Below are 19,534 nucleotides of genomic sequence, written 5' to 3'. Positions count from 1 at the left end.
AAATAAATATAATAATTGTGGATCGTAAAACTTACACTTTTGACGAAGCGTTTAAGGCTTCATTGGATTACTTTACCGGTGACGAGCTCGCCGCTAAAGTATGGGTAAATAAATATGCCTTGAAGGATGCGTTTGGAAATATCTATGAGGAATCTCCGAATGATATGCATCATCGCTTGGCAAGTGAGATTGCCCGTGTGGAAAAAAAGTATCCGAATCCGTTGTCGGAACAAGAACTTTTCGACCTGTTTGATCATTTCCGCTACATCGTTCCGCAAGGAAGTCCGATGACGGGAATTGGCAATGATTATCAAATTGCCTCACTCTCTAATTGTTTTGTTATCGGATTGGACGGGCAAGCGGATTCGTATGGTGCGATTATTCGTATTGACGAAGAACAGGTACAATTAATGAAGCGCCGTGGTGGTGTAGGCCATGATCTTTCGCATATTCGCCCGAAAGGTTCTCCGGTTAAGAATTCTGCGTTGACTTCTACCGGGTTGGTTCCGTTTATGGAACGTTATTCGAATTCCACCCGTGAGGTGGCCCAAGATGGCCGTCGTGGAGCTTTGATGCTGAGCGTTTCTATTAAACATCCGGACTCGGAGGCGTTTATCGACGCTAAGATGACGGAAGGTAAGGTTACAGGTGCAAATGTATCTGTGAAGATTGATGATGATTTCATGAATGCCGCGGTTAATGGCGGTACCTATAAGCAACAATATCCAATTGATTCGGATTCTCCCGTTTATGTGAAGGATATCGATGCTTCTGGCTTATGGAAAAAAATTATTCATAACGCTTGGAAATCCGCTGAACCGGGTGTGCTATTCTGGGACACGATCTTACGTGAGTCTGTACCAGACTGCTATGCGGATCTGGGGTTCCGTACGGTTTCCACGAATCCTTGTGGCGAGATACCTCTTTGTCCGTATGATAGTTGCCGTTTGTTAGCGATCAATTTATATTCATATGTGGTAAATCCGTTCACTCCGGACGCTTATTTCGATTATGATTTGTTCAAGAAGCATGTAGGTTTGGCCCAGCGGATTATGGATGATATTATTGATTTAGAGTCGGAGAAGATCGAGATGATCTTGGCTAAGATCGACTCGGATCCGGAATCCATGGAGGTAAGACAAACAGAGCGTCATTTGTGGGAAAAGATCCAACGAAAGACTTTGCAAGGACGCCGTACAGGTGTGGGCATTACGGCGGAAGGCGATATGATTGCCGCTTTAGGTTTGCGTTATGGAACAGAAGAAGCAACCGATTGTGCGGAACTTATACAAAAGACATTAGCTTTGGCCGCTTATCGTTCATCCGTAATGTTGGCGAAAGAACGTGGTGCCTTTGAGATATTCGATGCGAAGCGTGAGGAAAAAAATCCGTTCATCAACCGTTTGCGTGAGGCTGATCCTGTTTTATATGAGGATATGTTGAAATACGGCCGTCGTAATATCGCTTGCTTAACAATCGCTCCGACGGGAACGACTAGCTTGATGACACAGACCACTTCCGGTATAGAGCCGGTATTCTTGCCGGTATATAAGCGCCGCCGCAAAGTAAACCCGAACGATTCCGAGGCTCGTGTGGATTTCGTGGATGAGACAGGCGACGCTTTCGAGGAGTATATCGTATTCCATCATAAGTTTGTAACGTGGATGCAAGCGAATGGTTATTCGGCAAGTAAGAAATATACACAAGAAGAAGTGGAGGAGCTAGTTGCTAAGTCTCCTTATTATAAAGCGACTTCCAATGATGTCGATTGGTTACAAAAAGTCCGTATGCAAGGACGCATTCAGAAATGGGTGGACCATTCTATCAGCGTAACGATCAATTTGCCGAACGATGTAAGTGAGGAGTTGGTAGACTCTTTGTATGTTGAGGCATGGAGATGCGGATGTAAAGGATGTACTGTTTATCGAGATGGTTCTCGTTCCGGTGTCTTGATTGCGACAGATAAAAAGAAGAAAAAAGAGGATTGCAACTGCATGCAACCACCGGTTATCGTATCTACCCGTCCTCGTGAATTGGATGCGGATGTGGTAAAATTCCAGAATAACCGTGAGAAATGGATCGCTTTCGTCGGCTTGTTGAATGGCCGTCCGTATGAGATCTTTACCGGTTTGGCCGATGATGACGAGGGTATCATGTTACCTAAAAACGTTTCTAAAGGTACGATCATCAAGAGCTATGATGAGGATGGTAATAAGCATTACGACTTCCAGTTCAAGAATAAACGCGGTTATAAAATGACAATCGAAGGCTTGGATGGCAAGTTTAATCCGGAATATTGGAACTACGCTAAATTGATTTCCGGTGTGCTCCGTTACGGAATGCCTATCGATCAGGTTATAAAACTGGTACAGGGTATGGAGTTGAATAGCGAGTCTATCAATACTTGGAAGAATGGCGTGGAACGGGCCTTGAAGAAATATTTACCGAACGGCATGGAAGCGAAAGGGCAGAAATGTCCGAACTGTGGGTTGGAGACCTTGATTTATCAAGAAGGTTGTTTGATCTGCACGAATTGCGGAGCCTCTAAATGCGGTTAAATAATTGACTAAATCTATATACCATGAAAGTCACTTTTAATATAAACTTCCATACCGTTTGGGGACAGAAGTTATGTGTAGTGGGCTCCATACCGGAATTAGGCTCTTGGGAACCTGCTTTGGCTAAGGAGATGAATTACTCTGGGGATGGAAACTGGAAACTGGAACTGGATCTTCCACCCGATATAAAAGATATAGAATATAGATATTTCTTAAGTGTTAATGATAAGCAGATCTTTGAGGAGTGGGAGAAGAATCACCGGATTGTATTGGATGGACAATCTGATTCTTACATCCTTTATGATTATTGGCAAATCCGTCCGGATAATCTAGCCTTTTATTCTTCGGCTTTCACCAAAAGTTTATTCGCTCATCCCTGCAATACACATGAGAGGGTCGTTAGAAGTGGAAGAAAATTGGTGATAAAGATATCCGCTCCCCGGGTGGAAAAGAATCAGTGTGTAGCCATTACTGGAAATCAAGAATGCTTAGGTAACTGGCATCCGGACAAGGCTTTATTGCTGAGTTGCGATACTTTCCCGGAATGGCATATTGATTTAGACGCTGCGGAGATACGGTATCCTTTAGAATATAAATTTTTGGTTTGGGATAATGATTCCCGTCAACCTTTGTATTGGGAGAGTGATGAGAATCGTATTCTAAGTCTTGTTCCCCAGAAACAGGGTGAGACCGTTGTTATATCTGGTCTTTACTTCCGGGATAGCTTACCGTTATGGCGTTGTGCCGGCTCGGTTATCCCCGTCTTTTCCTTGCGCTCGGAAAAGAGCTTTGGAGTAGGTGATTTGGGAGATTTACACATGTTGGTGGATTGGGCTAGAAAGACGCACCAACGTATCATTCAAGTATTACCTATGAATGATACGACGATGACCCATACTTGGGTGGATTCCTATCCGTATAGCGCTATTTCTATTTATGCCCTTCATCCCATGTATGTGGATTTATCGGCTTTGGGGACCTTGCAAGATCCGGAGAGAGCTGCTTTTTATGCAGGGAAGCAAAAAGAATTAAACGCAAAAGATACGGTTGATTACGAGGAAGTACTGAAATATAAATTGGGTTATTGTCAAGAATATTTCGCAGGGGAGGGTAAGGCCGTATTAGATACGCCGGAGTTTAAAGAGTTCTTGGCGCAAAATGAGTCATGGTTGATGCCTTACGCTACTTATTGCTTCTTGCGGGAAAGTTATGGGACATCGGATTTCTCTCAATGGCAAGGTAATTCTACTTACAATAAGACACGTGTTCGCGCCCTATGCCGGGAAGATAGTGACGCATGGCCGGAGATCTCGTTCTCTTATTTCTTGCAATATGTATTGCACAACCAGTTCAAGTCGGTATCGGATTATGCCCGTAAGAATGGAGTTGTATTGAAAGGTGATTTACCCATTGGCGTGAGCCGCACTAGTGTAGAGGCTTGGACGGAACCGAAATATTTTAATATGAATGGTCAAGCGGGTGCTCCCCCCGATGACTTTTCCATGAACGGTCAGAACTGGCTGTTCCCGACTTATAACTGGGATGCGATGGAGAAAGATAATTTCTCTTGGTGGAAAAAACGCTTCGCTAAGTTAAGTGATTATTTCGATTGTTTCCGTATAGATCACATCTTGGGATTTTTCCGAATATGGGAGGTTCCTTGTGAATATGTGCAAGGGCTTTGTGGTCATTTCAATCCAGCGTTGCCGTTCTCGAGAGAAGAGATCGAGCAGTATGGATTGAATTTTAACGAGTCTCGTTTCACGACCCCACATATCAATCGACAATTCTTATCGGAATTGTTTGAGGAAAATACAGAAGAGGTGATAGGTGCTTATTTGGCACAATCCTCCTCCCGGCATTATGTGTTAAAACCGTTCTGTGATACGCAAAGGAAGATTGAGGCGTTGTTTGCGGATAAGGCGGATCCTGTTTCCCTACGGATCAAGAATGGCCTGTTTACGATTGCGAATGAGGTATTATTTCTTCGTGACCCAAGAGAGACCGATAAGTTTCATCCCCGGATCTCGGCGAATCAATCCTATATCTATCGGGAATTGAGTGGTTCCGACCGTTATGCGTTCGATCAGTTATACTGGCATTTCTTCTATCATCGCCATAATGATTTTTGGAAGGCGCAAGCGTTTAAGCGTTTGACACCGTTGGTTGCGTCCACGGAGATGTTGGTTTGTGGAGAGGATCTCGGTATGATCCCCGCCTCTGTTCCCGAGGTTATGAATAAGTTGCAAATACTAAGCTTGGAGATTGAGCGTATGCCGAAGAGCCCACAGCGGGAATTTTCCGATATGTTCAATCTGCCTTATCATTCGGTTTGTACGACTTCTACACATGATATGACTCCTCTTCGTAATTGGTGGAAAGAAGATCCGGAGAAGACACAGCGTTATTACAACCATGTATTGCAACGGATCGGTGAGGCCCCGGATGAATGTACGGCTGAAATCGTTGCCCAGATTATTTCTAATCATTTGAAGACTCGTTCCATGCTGACGATTATTCCGTTGCAGGATTGGTTTGCTATGGATGATTCTATCAAGCGGAAGGATATAGAATCCGAGCGTATTAACGTTCCTGCGAATTCAACGCATTATTGGCGCTACCGGATGCATATTACGTTGGAACAGCTTTTACAGGCTGATAACCTGAATAATAAGATAGTCTCGTTGATAAAAGAGGCTGGACGAAAATAAGAAAGACTAAGGGCCGTATCGAAAAGTGCGGCCCTCAGTCTATTTGTCCGCTTTCTTTTTCTCGGAACACATCGAGCAGGCTCCGTTGAACCGTGCGTTTGGTTCGATCTCTAGGGATTGGGTATATATATCTCCCTTGATAATTGCTGTTGATTTTAGAATAAGCTTTGCGCTTACTTTTACGGAGCCATCTACCTCACCGAGAATCTCAGCATTCTCGGATACGATATTGCCTGTTACGCTACCTTTGGGGCCGATAACGATCTTGCCGTTGCAACTGATATCTCCCTCTACTTTTCCATCCAAGCGAAAGTCTGTCTCTGTGATAATATTACCCTTTATCGTTGTCCCCGCAGCCAAGGCGTTGTGTAATCCGCCTGCGGAATTTTCATCTTTTTGTTTTATTCCCATCATAATGTGTTGTTACTTGGTTGACAAATATAAGACTATTTTTTTGCAGGAAGGTTTACTTTCTATACATTTACAGATAAATTAAAAGATTATGACAACAAAGATTGAATTACGAAGGATGACATTCTATGCCTATCATGGCGTGGCACCCCAAGAGACCCGGGTTGGGAATACTTTTATCGTAGATTTGATACTGACAGCTCCGTTGGAGAACGCGGTATGGAGCGACGATTTAAGCGATACGATCAATTACGCCACAGTATATGAAACCGTGAAAGCGGAAATGGCTATCCCCTCGAGACTTCTCGAGCACGCGGCGGGGCGTATCTTGAAGGCTTTGAAAGAGAGATTTCCACAGATCACGGAGGTGGAACTTGTCTTGTCTAAATTAAATCCTCCGTTTGGCGGAGATATTCATAGTGCCTCGATAATTCTTAAAGAAAGCTTTCTTTCTGTTTAGAAACTTTTATTTACCTTCGCGTTTGTAAAGAAGTGATGCGATATACTAAAAGCACAAATACGATAACATTATGGCATTTACCAACAACGTAATGATTGTTCGTCACGGATTGCTGGCGAAGTTAGTAAAGCTCTGGAAAGAAAACCGTCTTCTAGAAGAAATTGATCGCTTGCCGATCGAGTTGAGTCCCCGAAAATCGAAAGTGAGGGGCCGTTGCTGTGTACATAAGGAACGTGCCGTCTGGAAATACAAAACCTTGCCTTTGCTTGGTTTTGATATGCAGGACGAGGAAGATGAGTTGACACCGCTTTCAGAGTATGCGAAGCGTGCCTTGTTCCGCTCGGAGAATAAGAAGGAAAATATCATGTGTGTAGTGGATGAGGCGTGTTCCTCTTGTGTCTCCGTGAATTATGAGATCACGAATCTTTGCCGGGGGTGCGTGGCTCGTAGTTGTTATATGAACTGCCCGAAGGACGCTATCCGATTCAAGAAAAATGGTCAGGCCGAGATTGATCATGAAACTTGTATCAGCTGTGGTAAATGCCACCAAAGCTGTCCGTACCATGCCATCGTTTATATCCCGATCCCTTGCGAGGAAGTTTGTCCGGTTAAGGCGATCAGCAAGGACGAGTATGGGGTGGAGCATATCGACGAGTCTAAATGTATATATTGCGGTAAATGTGTGAATGCTTGTCCGTTCGGTGCTATCTTCGAGATCTCGCAAGTATTCGATATCTTGCAACGCTTGCGGAATAAGGAACAGATGGTAGCGATTGTCGCTCCGTCTATCTTAGCTCAGTTTAGCGCTCCGAAGGAAAAAGTGTATGGCGCTATCAAGTCCTTGGGATTCGAGGAAGTGGTCGAGGTGGCGCAAGGCGCTATGGAAACCACCCGCCATGAGGCGGAAGAATTGATCGAGAAATTGAAAGAAGGACAACCGTTCATGACCACTAGTTGCTGTCCGTCTTACGTGCAATTGGCCGAGAAACATATCCCGGATTTAAAGAAATACATCTCTTCTACCGGATCTCCGATGTATTATACGGCCCGTATCGTGAAGGAAAAATATCCGGATGCGAAGATCGTGTTTGTTGGCCCGTGCGTGGCGAAACGAAAAGAGGTGAAACTAGATCCGTGCGTGGATTTTACACTTACGTTTGAGGAAGTAGGTTCCGTATTGGAGGGATTGGGTATCAAGATCGAGGAGGCCCAGCCTTTCTCCGTATTATTTAACGCTGTCCGTGAGGCGCATGGCTTCGCCCAAAGTGGTGGTGTGATCAACGCCGTTAAGGTTTATTTGAAGGACGAGAACGTAAATGCCGTGCAGGTAGCCAACCTGACAAAGAAAAATGTGGCATTATTACGCGCTTACGCTAAAACCGGAAAGGCTCCCGCGCAGTTTATAGAAGTGATGGCTTGCGAGGGCGGTTGTGTGACCGGTCCTTGTACGCACGCCGATAAGACTGCCGGACAAAAGCAGCTTATTAAGGAGCTTACTAAATTCTAGACAAAATGATTAAAAAATTGGCTTTATTTGTCTCCTTGACGGGAGTTTTTCTATGTACCGCTTCTTGCGGACATAAAGAATTACTGTCGATGGGAGATTATTCCGTACAGGTATTTAATGATACCCGCGTACGTTTCGCTCCGGATGTATATCCCGCCGCTTTTAACGCTCCGGGACCGGACAGTATCTATCATTTGGTGAATGGCCGTATTATCTTGAAGAAGGTAACATTGCCGGAATATAAGCGAAACGTTTCCGTCAAACTCCGGGTTACGGTAGCTTCGAATGGAGATCGCTGGGATAAATCCGGCTCTTGTTTTGTATTGCCAAATGCCTCGGGCATTAATTTGTTGAATATCGCTAAAGGCGAGAAGGAGTTTCCTGCGGTGGATAGCGTGAAACTGGAGAAGATGATCGGTATCATCCACGGGACGGATTATCAACCTACCGTGGAATTGATGCGTTTCATGACTCCGTTCGGAGTAGGGCATTACAGTAGTCCCGAGGATAGCTTGACGAAACATCGTAAACCTGTGTATGTCGACCATTGGGAAGATAGCGTAAGCTGGGAGCAAGACATAACCGATTTGTATCCTCTTCTGGAAGGTGGCGCTTATGTTGGGATCTTTATCGATACATGGACACCGGAAGGATACGTCGCTAGCATGACGATCGATGTGGACGAGTCTGATCTGTCTTGCGACGCTTTGCCGAAGAAACATGTAGAGCCGTTGATGAATACGGTTTATTATATCGGGCAGGAATATCCGGATATATTCGCCCGGAAGGACGTGTCATTGGATTTTGATATTCCTCAAGGCGCACGTGATGTCCGTCTGAAATATATCGTTACGGGACATGGCGGTCATTCCGGTGGTGATGAGTTCGTGGAAAAACAGAATATTGTCTCTGTTGATGGAGTTCCAGTCTTGGATTTTGTTCCTTGGCGTACGGACTGCGCTTCTTTCCGTCGTTTTAATCCGGCTACCGGGGTTTGGTTGAGAAAGCGTCTGGCTGCCTATATCACCGAGAAGGGTTATTCGGAGAAAGAAGTAGAGGAACCCTTGGCGTCTTCGGATCTTTCCCGCTCTAATTGGTGTCCCGGATCGGACGTGATACCGGAAGAGGTGGAGCTGAAGGATATCCAACCCGGCCATCATACGCTGACGGTGAGTATTCCGGAAGCGGCAGAAGTGGATGGGAATAAGCTGAATCATTGGTTGGTCTCAGCCTATTTGGTCTGGGATGAGTAAATAATGTGACAATATGTTATGTACCAATGTGCCAATCATTCTCTCTTCAACTAATTGGCATATTGGCACATTAGCCAATTAAAAAATTATTGATATGGAAGACTTGTTACCTTTCGCCCTATTATGTTTCACTTCGTTTTTTACGTTGACCAATCCACTCGGTACGATGCCGGTTTTCTTGACCATGACCAATGGTATGAATGACCATGAGCGGAAAGCGATTGTCCGAAGGGCCACGATCGTGTCGTTCATCACCTTGATGGTTTTTACTTTCTCCGGTCAGTTCCTGTTTAAGTTCTTTGGTATCTCTTCGAACGGCTTTCGCATAGCTGGCGGCTTTATTATCTTCAAGATCGGGTTTGATATGCTTCAAGCACGCTACTCCAATGCGAAGTTGAAAGAGGAAGAGGTGAAAACCTATGCGGATGATATATCCATTACTCCTCTGGCGATCCCGATGTTGTGTGGTCCGGGAGCGATCGCCAACGCTATCATGCTTATGGATGACGCTTCGACATTCACCTTAAAGGGTACGTTGATCGGAATAATCGCATTGGTCTATTTTATCACATTCTTGATCTTGCAAGCTTCTACCCGGCTGGTACGTATATTGGGAGAGACTGGAAATAACGTGATGATGCGTTTGATGGGATTGATACTGATGGTGATCGCCGTGGAATGTTTCGTAAGCGGATTGAAGCCTATCTTGATCGATATCTTGCGTGAGGCGATGGGCTAACAAATTACCAGACCAGCTTCTTTCTGCGATGGGTGCTAAATATTGGAATAACCTTTTTTTATCCTCATCGCAATCGGAGATATTTGCTTTCCAGATAAGTCGCTCTGCTTGGAACGGGAGATACGATATGATATCATGGGTGTGTGTTGTTCCGTTTGAGATCGTGATCTTCTTGGATTTAGCATACAGGTTCATATCCTTCATTTTTTGCTGTCCTTCAGGTGTCGTATCATGAACTTCTTGTGTGAAATGAAGTCTGTTTATTTTTAACATGGCTAGGTGATCGATCAATTCTTTGAGATTATCCTTCGAGATGAGAGTGAAAGGTGTGTGTATTGCCACGGTCCGATTGCTGTATCGGGGGCCATCTAGTATGGTCATTCCCGGTACGTTCCATTGAATATTCTCTACCTGAGTTTGGTTGTTTATTGCTGGAGGAAGCAGAAAACGTAAGGTTTGCATTGCGTAAAAGAAACCTTTTTGTCCAGATGCTTTTATTAGAATACAAGAGGGGGCTATATTCAGTTTATAATGTTCGGTCGCTAGTTCTCTATCTGTGCGGAATATGATATTGGCTCGTTTGTCTTGTATTTTTATTTCCGGGGTGAATCCGGCGGAAAGCGTGAACAGATCGGTCAACTCCCGAGCGATCATAGCCTGTTTTTCATTTTCTACACTGATGAGAGTTGCCTTATTGAAGGTGAAATCACCTTTGTCTGATACACTTTGCAAGGGGAAAGGAATGATCTCCGGTTTTTCGTCCGGAAGGAAACATTTTACAAGTATCATAACCAAAATAATAAAATATATACCTGTTGTACGTAACATAAGAATAATTTTTAATGATATGCTTTTTTGTTTAATTTTTCACTTGCTGCAAATCTATGCTTTAAGGATATTTTCTTGGGTCCAAAATCGTCCGTGAAAATTCAAAAAACGTTTTTTTATACTCTGCAAGCCTTATATTTCGGACGATTTGGTATTTTTGCCGAACAATGGGTGATATACAACTATGCGAGTATTTTGGAGGTTTTTACAATTATATCTATTGCTGTTTTTTGTGTGTTTAGCGGAGTCTCTTTATGCAGCTCCTAAGTATTATTTTAAACAAATTTCTTTGGAAAACGGATTATCGCAGTCTTCCGTAAAATGTGTACTGGTAGATGAAAGAGGTGTTATGTGGATTGGTACCCGGTTTGGGTTGAATCGTTTCGATAGGGAAAAGATTACCGTTTATCAGGAGGAGAGAGAGAACCTGCATTCTCTTCCTTATAATGATATAGTTTTTTTGGAGGAAGATGCGGAAGGAAATATTTGGGTGGGGACTAGTCGCGGATTGGCATGTTTCGAACGTGATACCCAAAAATTTATGCGTCAGGAAATAGACGGTCAACCTTTGGTCGCTGCTTGTAGCCTCCTCATGCCGGAAGGAATCTATTTTTTAGGGAAGCAAGGTGTTTTTTGTTATTCCTATGCGGAAAAGAAAATGATCCGGTGTAAGTTCAAGGAAAGTCCGTTTGAATTTTCGCCTAATTATGTTTATTTGTATGACGAAAAAGAGAGGAAGGTCATACTGTCTTTTCTGGAAAAAGGGCTTTGGTGGTATTCGCTAGACACCGGAGATATGGAACGTGTGTCGTTTATCCCCAAAGGGAATATCCCCTCCATGTATATAGATTCATTCAAGAGAATATGGGTGGCTATCTATAATAAAGGTGTTTTTTGTTATGATCGAGAGGGGAGATTGCAGGAGCATTTGGAAACCCCGAAGAGATTGACTCATAATATCGTGCAAGATATGTGCGAGAAAGATGGCGAACTTTGGCTGGCGACGGACGGAGGTGGTATCAATATATATAATTACAAAAATAAGACCGTAAGAGCGATTATGCATCTTCCGGGCGATCGCCATTCGTTGCCGGTAAATTCTTTCGCCTGTCTGTATATCGATGATGAGGATAATGTTTGGGCGGGCAGTATCAGGGGAGGATTGATCGGCATCAAACCTGTTTTTATGACGACTTATCGGGATGCTCCTCCCGGGGCTTCTTACGGTTTGAGTTTTCAGTCGGTCACTTCCATGTATGAAGATCGTGATGGGAAAATCTGGGTAGGAACGGATGGGGGAGGTCTTGACTTGTTTGATCCGCAAAAAGAGACTTTCCGGAAATATCCTCAGACTGCGGGGATGAAGGTGGTGTCTATCATGCCGTATAGCGATTCGGAATTGTTGTTATCTTTGTTTGGTGTAGGGCTTTATCATTTTAATAAAAATACAGGAGAATGCCGGGAGTTTTTGTTAAATTGGGGGCATGTGCGAAAGGATTTATTCTTACGAGGTAATTCGATTCGTTTATTTCCTTTAGACGAGGACTGTTTTTGTCTTTTATCCGATAATCATTTGTCTGTGTATAATCGGCGGAAACAACAATTTGAGTCTTTACCGGAAGATCTGTTACCGCAAAGTTTGCTTGCACCCCGTTTCATACAAGGCGATTCTTGTTACATAAGTTCTTCTGCGGCTTTGTATGTGTTGGATATCCCGCATAAGCAACTACGTCCGTTATTTGTGAGGAATGAGGATATCGGTACGATACTTGCGGTAAAACAAGATAAAGATAACCGTTTTTGGTTGGGGACATCTTCCGGTCTATATGTTTATGACCGTCTCTCGGAAAGATTGGACACGGTTGATCAGGATCGTTTTATTGGGGTAACGTCTCTTGCGTTTGATCGTTCTGATCGCCTTTGGATAAGTACTCATGAAGGGTTGTATGCGTATGTACCGGATGAGAAGCGTGTAATCGTTTTTGGGGAATCTGACGGTGTCTTTACACGTGAGTTTCTTCCGGAACCTGCTTTTGAGGCTTCTTCCGGTAATATTTATATTTCTGGGGTGGAAGGGCTGGTTAGGATACGGCCCGACTATGACATTCATGAGGAAGAGGATTTTTCTGTAAGCATGATTAATTTGGCTTTAGATGGGGCTCCGATTCATCCCGATGGTATATCCGGGGAACAGGCTATTTCCATTCCGTGGGATTATGTTTCTTTTGGGTTAAGTGTTATCGTGAAAGAGAAAGATTTGATGCGGAAGAAATTATTCCGTTTTTACATCAAGGGAGACCGTGAGGAGTTGTTGGAGACTTCAAGCCATGCATTTACATTTCCGGCACTTTCTCCGGGCAACTATGAATTATGGGTTTCCTATAGCAAGAAGAATGGAGACTGGAGTGTTCCTTTGAGATTATTGACAGTAGATGTGGAGCCTCCTTTGTGGAGACGCGCTTGGTTCCTGATCGCGATGGGGATGATTGTGTTTGCGGCAATTGGAGGGATGATCTGGTCTGTCATGCGACGCAAAGAAAGGAAACTTGCTTGGGCCATGAAAGAACATGAACGAAAGTTTTATGAGGAAAAAGTCCGTTTCATGGTGAACATCAGCCATGAATTACGTACGCCGCTTACTTTGATCTATGCTCCGCTCAAACGTTTGCTGAAATCCGGAAAGGTGACGGATAAAGATGTATCCCGGCAATTGGATGGTTTGTTGTTGCAAACTTGCCGGATGCGGGAGATCGTCGATATGGTGCTCGATGCCCAGAAGTCTGATACGAACGGCGATGTTATGGATATTCGTTTTTACGATCTTAACGATTGGATACGATCGGTAACGGATGATTTTATCATGGAATTCGAAGCCCGTAGGATTTCTGTGCGGTTCCAGTTGGATGCTTCAGTAGAGAAAGTACCCTTTGATACTTCCAAATGCCGTGTCGTTTTATCTAATTTATTGATAAATGCGATGAAATTCAGCGATCCGGATACCTCATTAGTCATTGGTACGGAGCGTATGGATAAGAATGTGCGGGTTTTCCTTGCGGACCAGGGGATCGGATTGAGACATGTGGATATAAACCGTCTTTTTACCTGTTTTTACCAAGGTGAACACGACCGTAAAGGGAGTGGGATCGGGTTGGCTTATGCCCGGAAACTTATAGAGTTGCATGGCGGAAGTATAGGTGCTTACAATAATGAGGATGGAGGTGCCACTTTCTATTTCGACCTTCCTTTCACGCAAGCGTTTGTTGCCGCGGAACCGGATAGCGTTATCGATTTAAGCGTGAAGGGCACTGACAAGCCGGAAACAGATGTGTGCGGGGTACAGGTAGATACGGAGCTTGCTAAATATACATTGTTGGTGGTTGAAGATGAGATAGAGCTGCGTAACTACTTACTCGGTGTCTTGCAGGCAGAGTTTAAGGAGGTTTTTGTAGCCGGAGACGGGGAAGAGGCTTGGGAAATCTTGGGTCAATGTCAGCCGGATATTGTAATCAGTGATGTCATGATGCCTCGGACTGATGGTTTTGAGCTGTGTTACCGAATCAAGAACGACGTAGCGGTTAGCCATATTCCTGTGGTTCTATTGACCGCTAGGGTGGATCAAGCAAGTTCGGTAGAGGGGTATAAATCAGGGGCGGATATCTATTTGGCGAAGCCGTTTGATATAGATTCCTTGTTGGTGATTCTACGGAATATATTGAGACAGCGAGACCTACTTCGTGTGCGTTATCGTGAGTCCGGTTGTCTATTCTCTCCAAAAGAGGATGCGACAAGCAATGCGGACGAACAATTCATGTGTAAATTGAATACGTTGCTTCGGGAGAACTTGAGTAATCCGGATTTGAATGTGCCTTTTATCGCCTCTGCGATGGCGATGAGTAGAACGACGCTTTATAGCAAGTTCAGTCATTTGTCGGATGTCTCGGTTGGTGATTATGTGATTCGGTTTCGTATGGTCGAGGCTTCTCGGTTGCTTTCATCTCATAAGGATATCAGTATTCAGGAAGTAGCGGACCGTGTCGGTTTTTCCAGCGCTCGTTATTTTAGTACGGCTTTTAAACAAAGCTATGGGGTCACTCCAACCGAATATCGTCGAAATAATTAAGTGTTAGTTGCAGACTATTCTTTTCATAAATTCAATCTTTTTAGCAAAATCTGATAGATATCTCCTATAAACAACTTTTTGGGTGAGTCATATGTTTTAAATAGCTCCTGAATGAGGACATTATGATAGATTTTCTATGATAATTATTATTGTCTACCTATTGACATTTCGGGTTGGCTAGTGTAAAATTGGCTTAAAAAAGTATGGCTACAATAAAAGTAAAGTTTCGTCCATCGACGGTGAGAGGCAAAGCGGGTGTTGTCTGTTACCAACTTTGTCACAGACAGGAGAATAGGCAAATAACTACCGATATGCGGATATTTCCTCATTGGTGGAATGGGGAGAAACGAGAGTTGGTTGTTACGCCTGACAATGAAAAAACTATTTTTTCTTATCAGAAACGAATAAATGCGGACTTAGCTGCGATCCGGAAAATCATTCGGGAATTAGATGCTGTAGGGAATGAATACACCTTGTCCGATGTGATCGGGAGATTTCGATCTCCAAAAACTGAAACCGGAATGTTGGACTATTTGAGAAAAGAGATTGGACTCCTTCATGATAGCGGTCAATTCAGTACTTCCCGTAATTATTTACGAACATTGAACAGCTTTTCCTCTTTTTTAGAGAATTGTGATATACCTCTCACCGCATTAGACTCCGATACGGCTTGCAAATATGAGAAATGGCTATGGGGAAGGAGAGTGAGTAAGAATAGTAGCTCATTTTATATGAGAATCTTGCGTGCCGCTTATAATAAAGCTGTACAAGAGCAACTTGTGGAGCAAGCTTTTCCTTTTCATGAGGTATATACCGGGATCGCCAAGACATCGAAACGTGCCGTTAGTGAAAAGACCATTTTGAAATTGCAGAGACTTGACCTGTCTTATTCATCGGCTTTGGCTCTCTCCCGGGATTTGTTTGTATTCAGCTATAGTACTCGAGGGATGGCGTTTGTGGATATGGCTTATTTGAAAAAAGAAAATATAGGTAAAGGGGTAATTACTTACTGTCGCCATAAGACCGGTCAAAACCTGACGTTGCGTATTGAACCTTGTATAGAGGCGATCTTGAGACGATATCTATCGGACTCTTCGAAAACTCCCTATGTATTTCCAATCATTACCGATGAAAATCCGGATCGGGCTTATTTGCAATACCAAACGGGATTGAATTACCATAATCAGAAATTAAAGCGATTGGGGAAGTTAATCGGTGAGACATTGCCTCTATCTTCATACACTCCCCGCCATAGTTGGGCTACCGCTGCACGCAATCATAATATCCCTGTTGCGGTTATCAGCGCAGGAATGGGACATACCTCCGAGAAAACAACTCTTATTTATTTGGACTCTTTGGATAACTCGTTGATAGACAATGCGAATAATGGGATTTTAAAAGATCTAAATTCTACTGTCTCTTGGTAAGAAATCTTAGAAATACGTCGCAAATGTAATTATAATCTGCAAAACAAAAAAATAAAGGGGGGATTTTTGGATATAAATTGTATCCTCTGTTGATGTAACTCGTTAACAAATAGCGTATATAAATACGTTAATTGTTTTCTTCTCTATTATTCTTTGTCTGGTCTGGAAAATGAGAGTGTATACTTTTTTCGACAACAACCTTATCTTTTTTCGAGTATCAAATTGAGTAAACCGAGTAAAAAAGTAGTTTATATATATATTATATATTTGATAATAAGATAAATAACTATTTGTACTGTTTCTTACCAAGAAACGGTAGAAATATAGGGTTAGGGTTTCCCATTCACTGTAGTCAGGAATGGTCCTCATTTCGGAATTTTATATAAAAATAGCCGGATTAACCTTGATTGCTGTATATCCTTTAATCAAAAAATAAGGAAATACAGGAATGGAAGGTATATCCTCTTTGTACATGAATAAAAACGGTATAATTCATTGAAAACAATAACACTTGACGGCAACCATTGGTTTGCGCTAAAAGTATTTTATAACAAAGTTTTTGAGATCGAGGAATCCCTCAAGAAGGATGATATCGATTGCTATTTCCCTTGTGAGTATGCGGTGGTCATGCGGAATGGAGTAAGAAAGATCATACGTAAACCAATTATCAGTTCAATCCTGTTCTTTCATTCTACGACATTGCGTGCGATGGAGATACAGAGGCAATTCACGGACAAGGTGATCCTGTATACAAGAGATAAGGAATTGAAAAAGGTGCCACTTATCATTCCGGACCGGGAGATGAATATTTTCATGTTGGTCACGTCATCCGGCGAGAAAGGAATGGAATATTTGGGGGCTGACAGTACCAAGTTTTGTCGGGGAGAACGTGTGAGAGTGATTGACGGGAAATTCAAGGGGGCGGAAGGATATATCTGCAGGATCAAGAAAAACAGCCGTTTGGTTGTCGCCATTCAGGGGGTCTGTGCCGTAGCGACCTCCTATATCCCACAAAGCTTTATTCAAAAAATATGAGAACGATAATAGAGACCGGTCTTTTTTTATCAGGTGGTTTTTTGATATCCATTTTACAGGGATTGATACTTATCCCCAATATCTTGTTGATCTCCTATAAGAAACGATTGTTTGATCAGCCCGACGAGCGTAAGGTGCATTCCATACCTGTTCCCCGCTTGGGAGGTATCTCTTTCTTCCCGGCGATACTCGTGTCGCTCTGTTTGATAATCGGTCTGTTCCATTGCGTTGGGATTCCGATAGCTCGTTTGCTAACCGATCGAAGTTTGTTGGAGTTACTGTTTTGGGTCAGTGGTTGTATGCTACTTTATCTCATTGGTGTGGCAGATGATCTGGTGGGTGTCGGTTATCGTTACAAATTTGTTGTTCAGGTTTTTACGGCGATCCTATTGGTGTTGCCGGGGGCATGGATTAACTCGTTAGGCGGTTTGTTCGGAATTTATATGCTTCCTTCGTGGGTGGGTATTCCTTTGACGGTTTTGATAGTCGTTTATATAACCAACGCTATTAACCTGATTGACGGTATAGACGGCTTGGCTTCCGGCTTGAGTTGTATCGCGCTTACCGTATTGGCGGCTATCTGTATATCTAACGGATCTTATTTTTATGCATTGTTGGCGTTAGCTACGTTAGGTATATTGATACCTTTCTGGTTCTATAACGTTTTTGGCAACGCTCAGCGTGGGCACAAACTTTTCATGGGGGATACAGGAAGCTTGACGATCGGTTATATCCTCAGCTTCTTGGTAATACAACTAAGTGTCGTACATTCAGATGGGGAGGTCCGGACAAACCCTTATATGGTTATAGCATTCTCGACGCTCTTGGTTCCTCTTCTTGATGTCTTCCGTGTGGTGTTGCATCGATTACGTAAAGGCAGGAATCCCTTCTTACCGGATAAGAATCACATCCATCATAAGTTGTTGCGGACTGGTATGCGTGTCCGTACGGTATTGGTGACGGTCCTGTTAATCTCCTTCTTTTTCATAGGGATGAATATCCTGCTGTCCCCGGTTTTAAATCTTACTTGGTTATTGGTACTAAATATGTTGTTGTGGGCATTGATACATCTTATCATCAACCGGTGTATCATCCTTTACAAGGAAAAAAGTAGCATCAATGAAATCAATTAATTTTATATCAATAAGAGTTCTCATTATTCGTAACCGTTATGGCTACAAATATGGCTACCATTACGGCTACGCTGGATATACGAAAGAGGAATAAATAGGATGTGGTTTTTCAAAAAGCAGACCAGTCTTGTGGGAAGCGGTATTTTGGAGGGATTTACTGATTACCATTCACATATATTACCCGGGGTGGATGATGGTATACAGACGTTGGGTGAATCTTTGGATACGTTGGATTGTTTGGAGAAACTAGGAGTTAAATCTATTTGGCTTACTCCCCATGTCATGGAAGACATTCCCAACACGAGCGAGAAATTGAGAGAACGTTTCCAGCTTCTTCTTCAATATTATTCCGGAGGTATAGCTCTCCATTTAGCTGCGGAATACATGTTGGATAACTTATTTGAGGAGCGACTGGCCTCGGAAGACTTGTTGCCGATTGGCAAGGCTCAAAAACATTTGCTAGTGGAGACTTCCTATTTTAATCCTCCGATGGGATTAAATAATATTCTGCTTCGGATCAAGGCAAAAGGCTATATACCTGTACTGGCGCATCCCGAACGATATACCTATATGAATGAGAAAGATTATTGGCGATTGAAAGGTATGAACGTGAGGTTCCAATTGAATCTCCTTTCCTTGATTGGTGCATATGGTCCGGAGGTTCGAGGTAAGGAGGAGTGGCTACTGAAAAACGGCTATTATCAACTCTGTGGAACTGATATTCATAGCCTTAAGCTTTGGAAAGAAAGTGTTATGAAGAAAAGAATATCGGGAAATGTCTCTCGAATGTTGCAAGGCATCATAGCGACACATTTCCCGGGATAGTTAATGGAACAAGTAACGATATTCATCGCACGAGAAGCAGGGACAAGCTTTCTTTACGCCGGGCAAGTCACGATGCCCCACGATAAGCGCATGAGGAAAGAGCGTGTGGAGTTTCCACAGGAGTTCCCTCAATTGCTCCTTCTGTTCCGGGGTACGGGTATCGGCGGTTTTGCCGCTTTCATCCAATCCGCCTTCATAACAAATACCTATGCTGCAACGATTGAGTCCACGGACATGGGCACCTACTTCCAGCAGTCGGCGATGCTGTGTCACGATTCCACTCCTGCGGATATAGAAATGATAGCCGATGGTACGGAATCCCCGTACCTTATGGTCACGGAGAAGCTGTTCCACCGTATAGTCACGGTCACTTTGGGTAGCGGAACAATGTATGACGATGAAGCGGACAGAGTCCGCCCCATTCATCATTAATCCGCTTTCCACTTGCGTCAGCAGGGTACGCTCGTTGAGCGTCTCTTCTCCGCCGACAATCATGGGAAATGTTTCTTGCGTCATTGTCACTAGAA

The 19,534-nt window shown here is 43.4% G+C and carries 13 protein-coding genes and 1 pseudogene; 11 read left to right on the top strand and 3 right to left on the bottom strand.

All coding sequences use genetic code 11. The features are described from left to right. The first annotated feature begins 17 nt into the window (after nucleotides 1-17). On the top strand, nucleotides 18-2,558 hold the full coding sequence (locus tag DW205_RS13520) for an adenosylcobalamin-dependent ribonucleoside-diphosphate reductase (protein WP_005865484.1): 2,541 nt from the start codon (nucleotides 18-20) through the stop codon (nucleotides 2,556-2,558). Nucleotides 2,559-2,581: 23 nt separating this feature from the next. Then, nucleotides 2,582-5,269, top strand: coding sequence for a 4-alpha-glucanotransferase (locus tag DW205_RS13515; RefSeq protein ID WP_005865486.1), 2,688 nt, complete (start codon nucleotides 2,582-2,584; stop codon nucleotides 5,267-5,269). A gap of 39 nt (nucleotides 5,270-5,308) precedes the next feature. Here DW205_RS13515 and DW205_RS13510 read toward each other — a convergent pair whose 3' ends face one another. Then, on the bottom strand, nucleotides 5,309-5,680 hold the full coding sequence (locus DW205_RS13510) for a polymer-forming cytoskeletal protein (RefSeq protein ID WP_005855088.1): 372 nt from the start codon (nucleotides 5,678-5,680) through the stop codon (nucleotides 5,309-5,311). A 91-nt stretch (nucleotides 5,681-5,771) separates the two neighbouring features. On the opposite strand from DW205_RS13510, the gene folB reads away from it, so the two are divergent. The 4 genes from folB to DW205_RS13490 all read left to right on the top strand — a co-directional run bounded on the left by folB (nucleotide 5,772) and on the right by DW205_RS13490 (nucleotide 9,639). Beyond that, complete coding sequence (gene folB / locus DW205_RS13505; RefSeq protein WP_005855090.1) at nucleotides 5,772-6,140, top strand: dihydroneopterin aldolase; 369 nt, start codon at nucleotides 5,772-5,774, stop codon at nucleotides 6,138-6,140. Between the two features lie 70 nt (nucleotides 6,141-6,210). Then, nucleotides 6,211-7,647, top strand: coding sequence for a monomeric [FeFe] hydrogenase (locus DW205_RS13500; protein WP_005855092.1), 1,437 nt, complete (start codon nucleotides 6,211-6,213; stop codon nucleotides 7,645-7,647). Between the two features lie 5 nt (nucleotides 7,648-7,652). Further along, entirely contained in the window at nucleotides 7,653-8,900 is a 1,248-nt protein-coding gene (locus tag DW205_RS13495; RefSeq protein WP_005865491.1) for a PNGase F N-terminal domain-containing protein, read from the top strand. Between the two features lie 94 nt (nucleotides 8,901-8,994). Beyond that, nucleotides 8,995-9,639, top strand: coding sequence for a MarC family protein (locus DW205_RS13490; RefSeq protein WP_005865493.1), 645 nt, complete (start codon nucleotides 8,995-8,997; stop codon nucleotides 9,637-9,639). Between the two features lie 426 nt (nucleotides 9,640-10,065). On the opposite strand, the pseudogene DW205_RS13480 reads toward DW205_RS13490, so the two are convergent. Continuing rightward, nucleotides 10,066-10,428, bottom strand: a pseudogene (locus DW205_RS13480) (glycoside hydrolase family 20 zincin-like fold domain-containing protein); the annotation flags it as partial. 223 nt (nucleotides 10,429-10,651) lie between these two features. On the opposite strand from DW205_RS13480, the gene DW205_RS13475 reads away from it, so the two are divergent. The 5 genes from DW205_RS13475 (at nucleotide 10,652) to DW205_RS13450 (ending at nucleotide 19,007) form a co-directional block, all read left to right on the top strand. Continuing rightward, on the top strand, nucleotides 10,652-14,587 hold the full coding sequence (locus DW205_RS13475) for a two-component regulator propeller domain-containing protein (protein ID WP_005865496.1): 3,936 nt from the start codon (nucleotides 10,652-10,654) through the stop codon (nucleotides 14,585-14,587). A gap of 203 nt (nucleotides 14,588-14,790) precedes the next feature. Then, nucleotides 14,791-16,014 carry a site-specific integrase gene (locus tag DW205_RS13470; protein WP_005865498.1) on the top strand — a complete coding sequence of 408 codons (1,224 nt, stop codon included), beginning with the start codon at nucleotides 14,791-14,793 and terminating at the stop codon, nucleotides 16,012-16,014. Nucleotides 16,015-16,509: 495 nt separating this feature from the next. Further along, nucleotides 16,510-17,049, top strand: coding sequence for a UpxY family transcription antiterminator (locus DW205_RS13460; protein WP_005865503.1), 540 nt, complete (start codon nucleotides 16,510-16,512; stop codon nucleotides 17,047-17,049). Next, complete coding sequence (locus tag DW205_RS13455) at nucleotides 17,046-18,182, top strand: MraY family glycosyltransferase (protein ID WP_005865505.1); 1,137 nt, start codon at nucleotides 17,046-17,048, stop codon at nucleotides 18,180-18,182. Before DW205_RS13460 ends, DW205_RS13455 begins: the two co-directional genes overlap by 4 nt. Before the next feature lie 99 nt (nucleotides 18,183-18,281). Then, nucleotides 18,282-19,007 carry a tyrosine-protein phosphatase gene (locus DW205_RS13450; RefSeq protein WP_005865508.1) on the top strand — a complete coding sequence of 242 codons (726 nt, stop codon included), beginning with the start codon at nucleotides 18,282-18,284 and terminating at the stop codon, nucleotides 19,005-19,007. Here the strand turns inward: DW205_RS13450 and DW205_RS13445 are convergent, their stop codons facing one another. After that, nucleotides 19,008-19,523, bottom strand: a complete 516-nt coding sequence (locus tag DW205_RS13445) for an N-acetylmuramoyl-L-alanine amidase (RefSeq protein WP_005865510.1) — start codon at nucleotides 19,521-19,523, stop codon at nucleotides 19,008-19,010. It lies immediately after the preceding gene. Nucleotides 19,524-19,534: the final 11 nt, after the last annotated feature.

It is taken from the genome of Parabacteroides sp. AM17-47 (assembly GCF_003434625.1).
Lineage (GTDB): Bacteria > Bacteroidota > Bacteroidia > Bacteroidales > Tannerellaceae > Parabacteroides > Parabacteroides distasonis.
The sequence above is the reverse complement of the archived record's forward strand: the minus strand, read 5'-3'. Positions and strand labels throughout refer to the sequence as shown.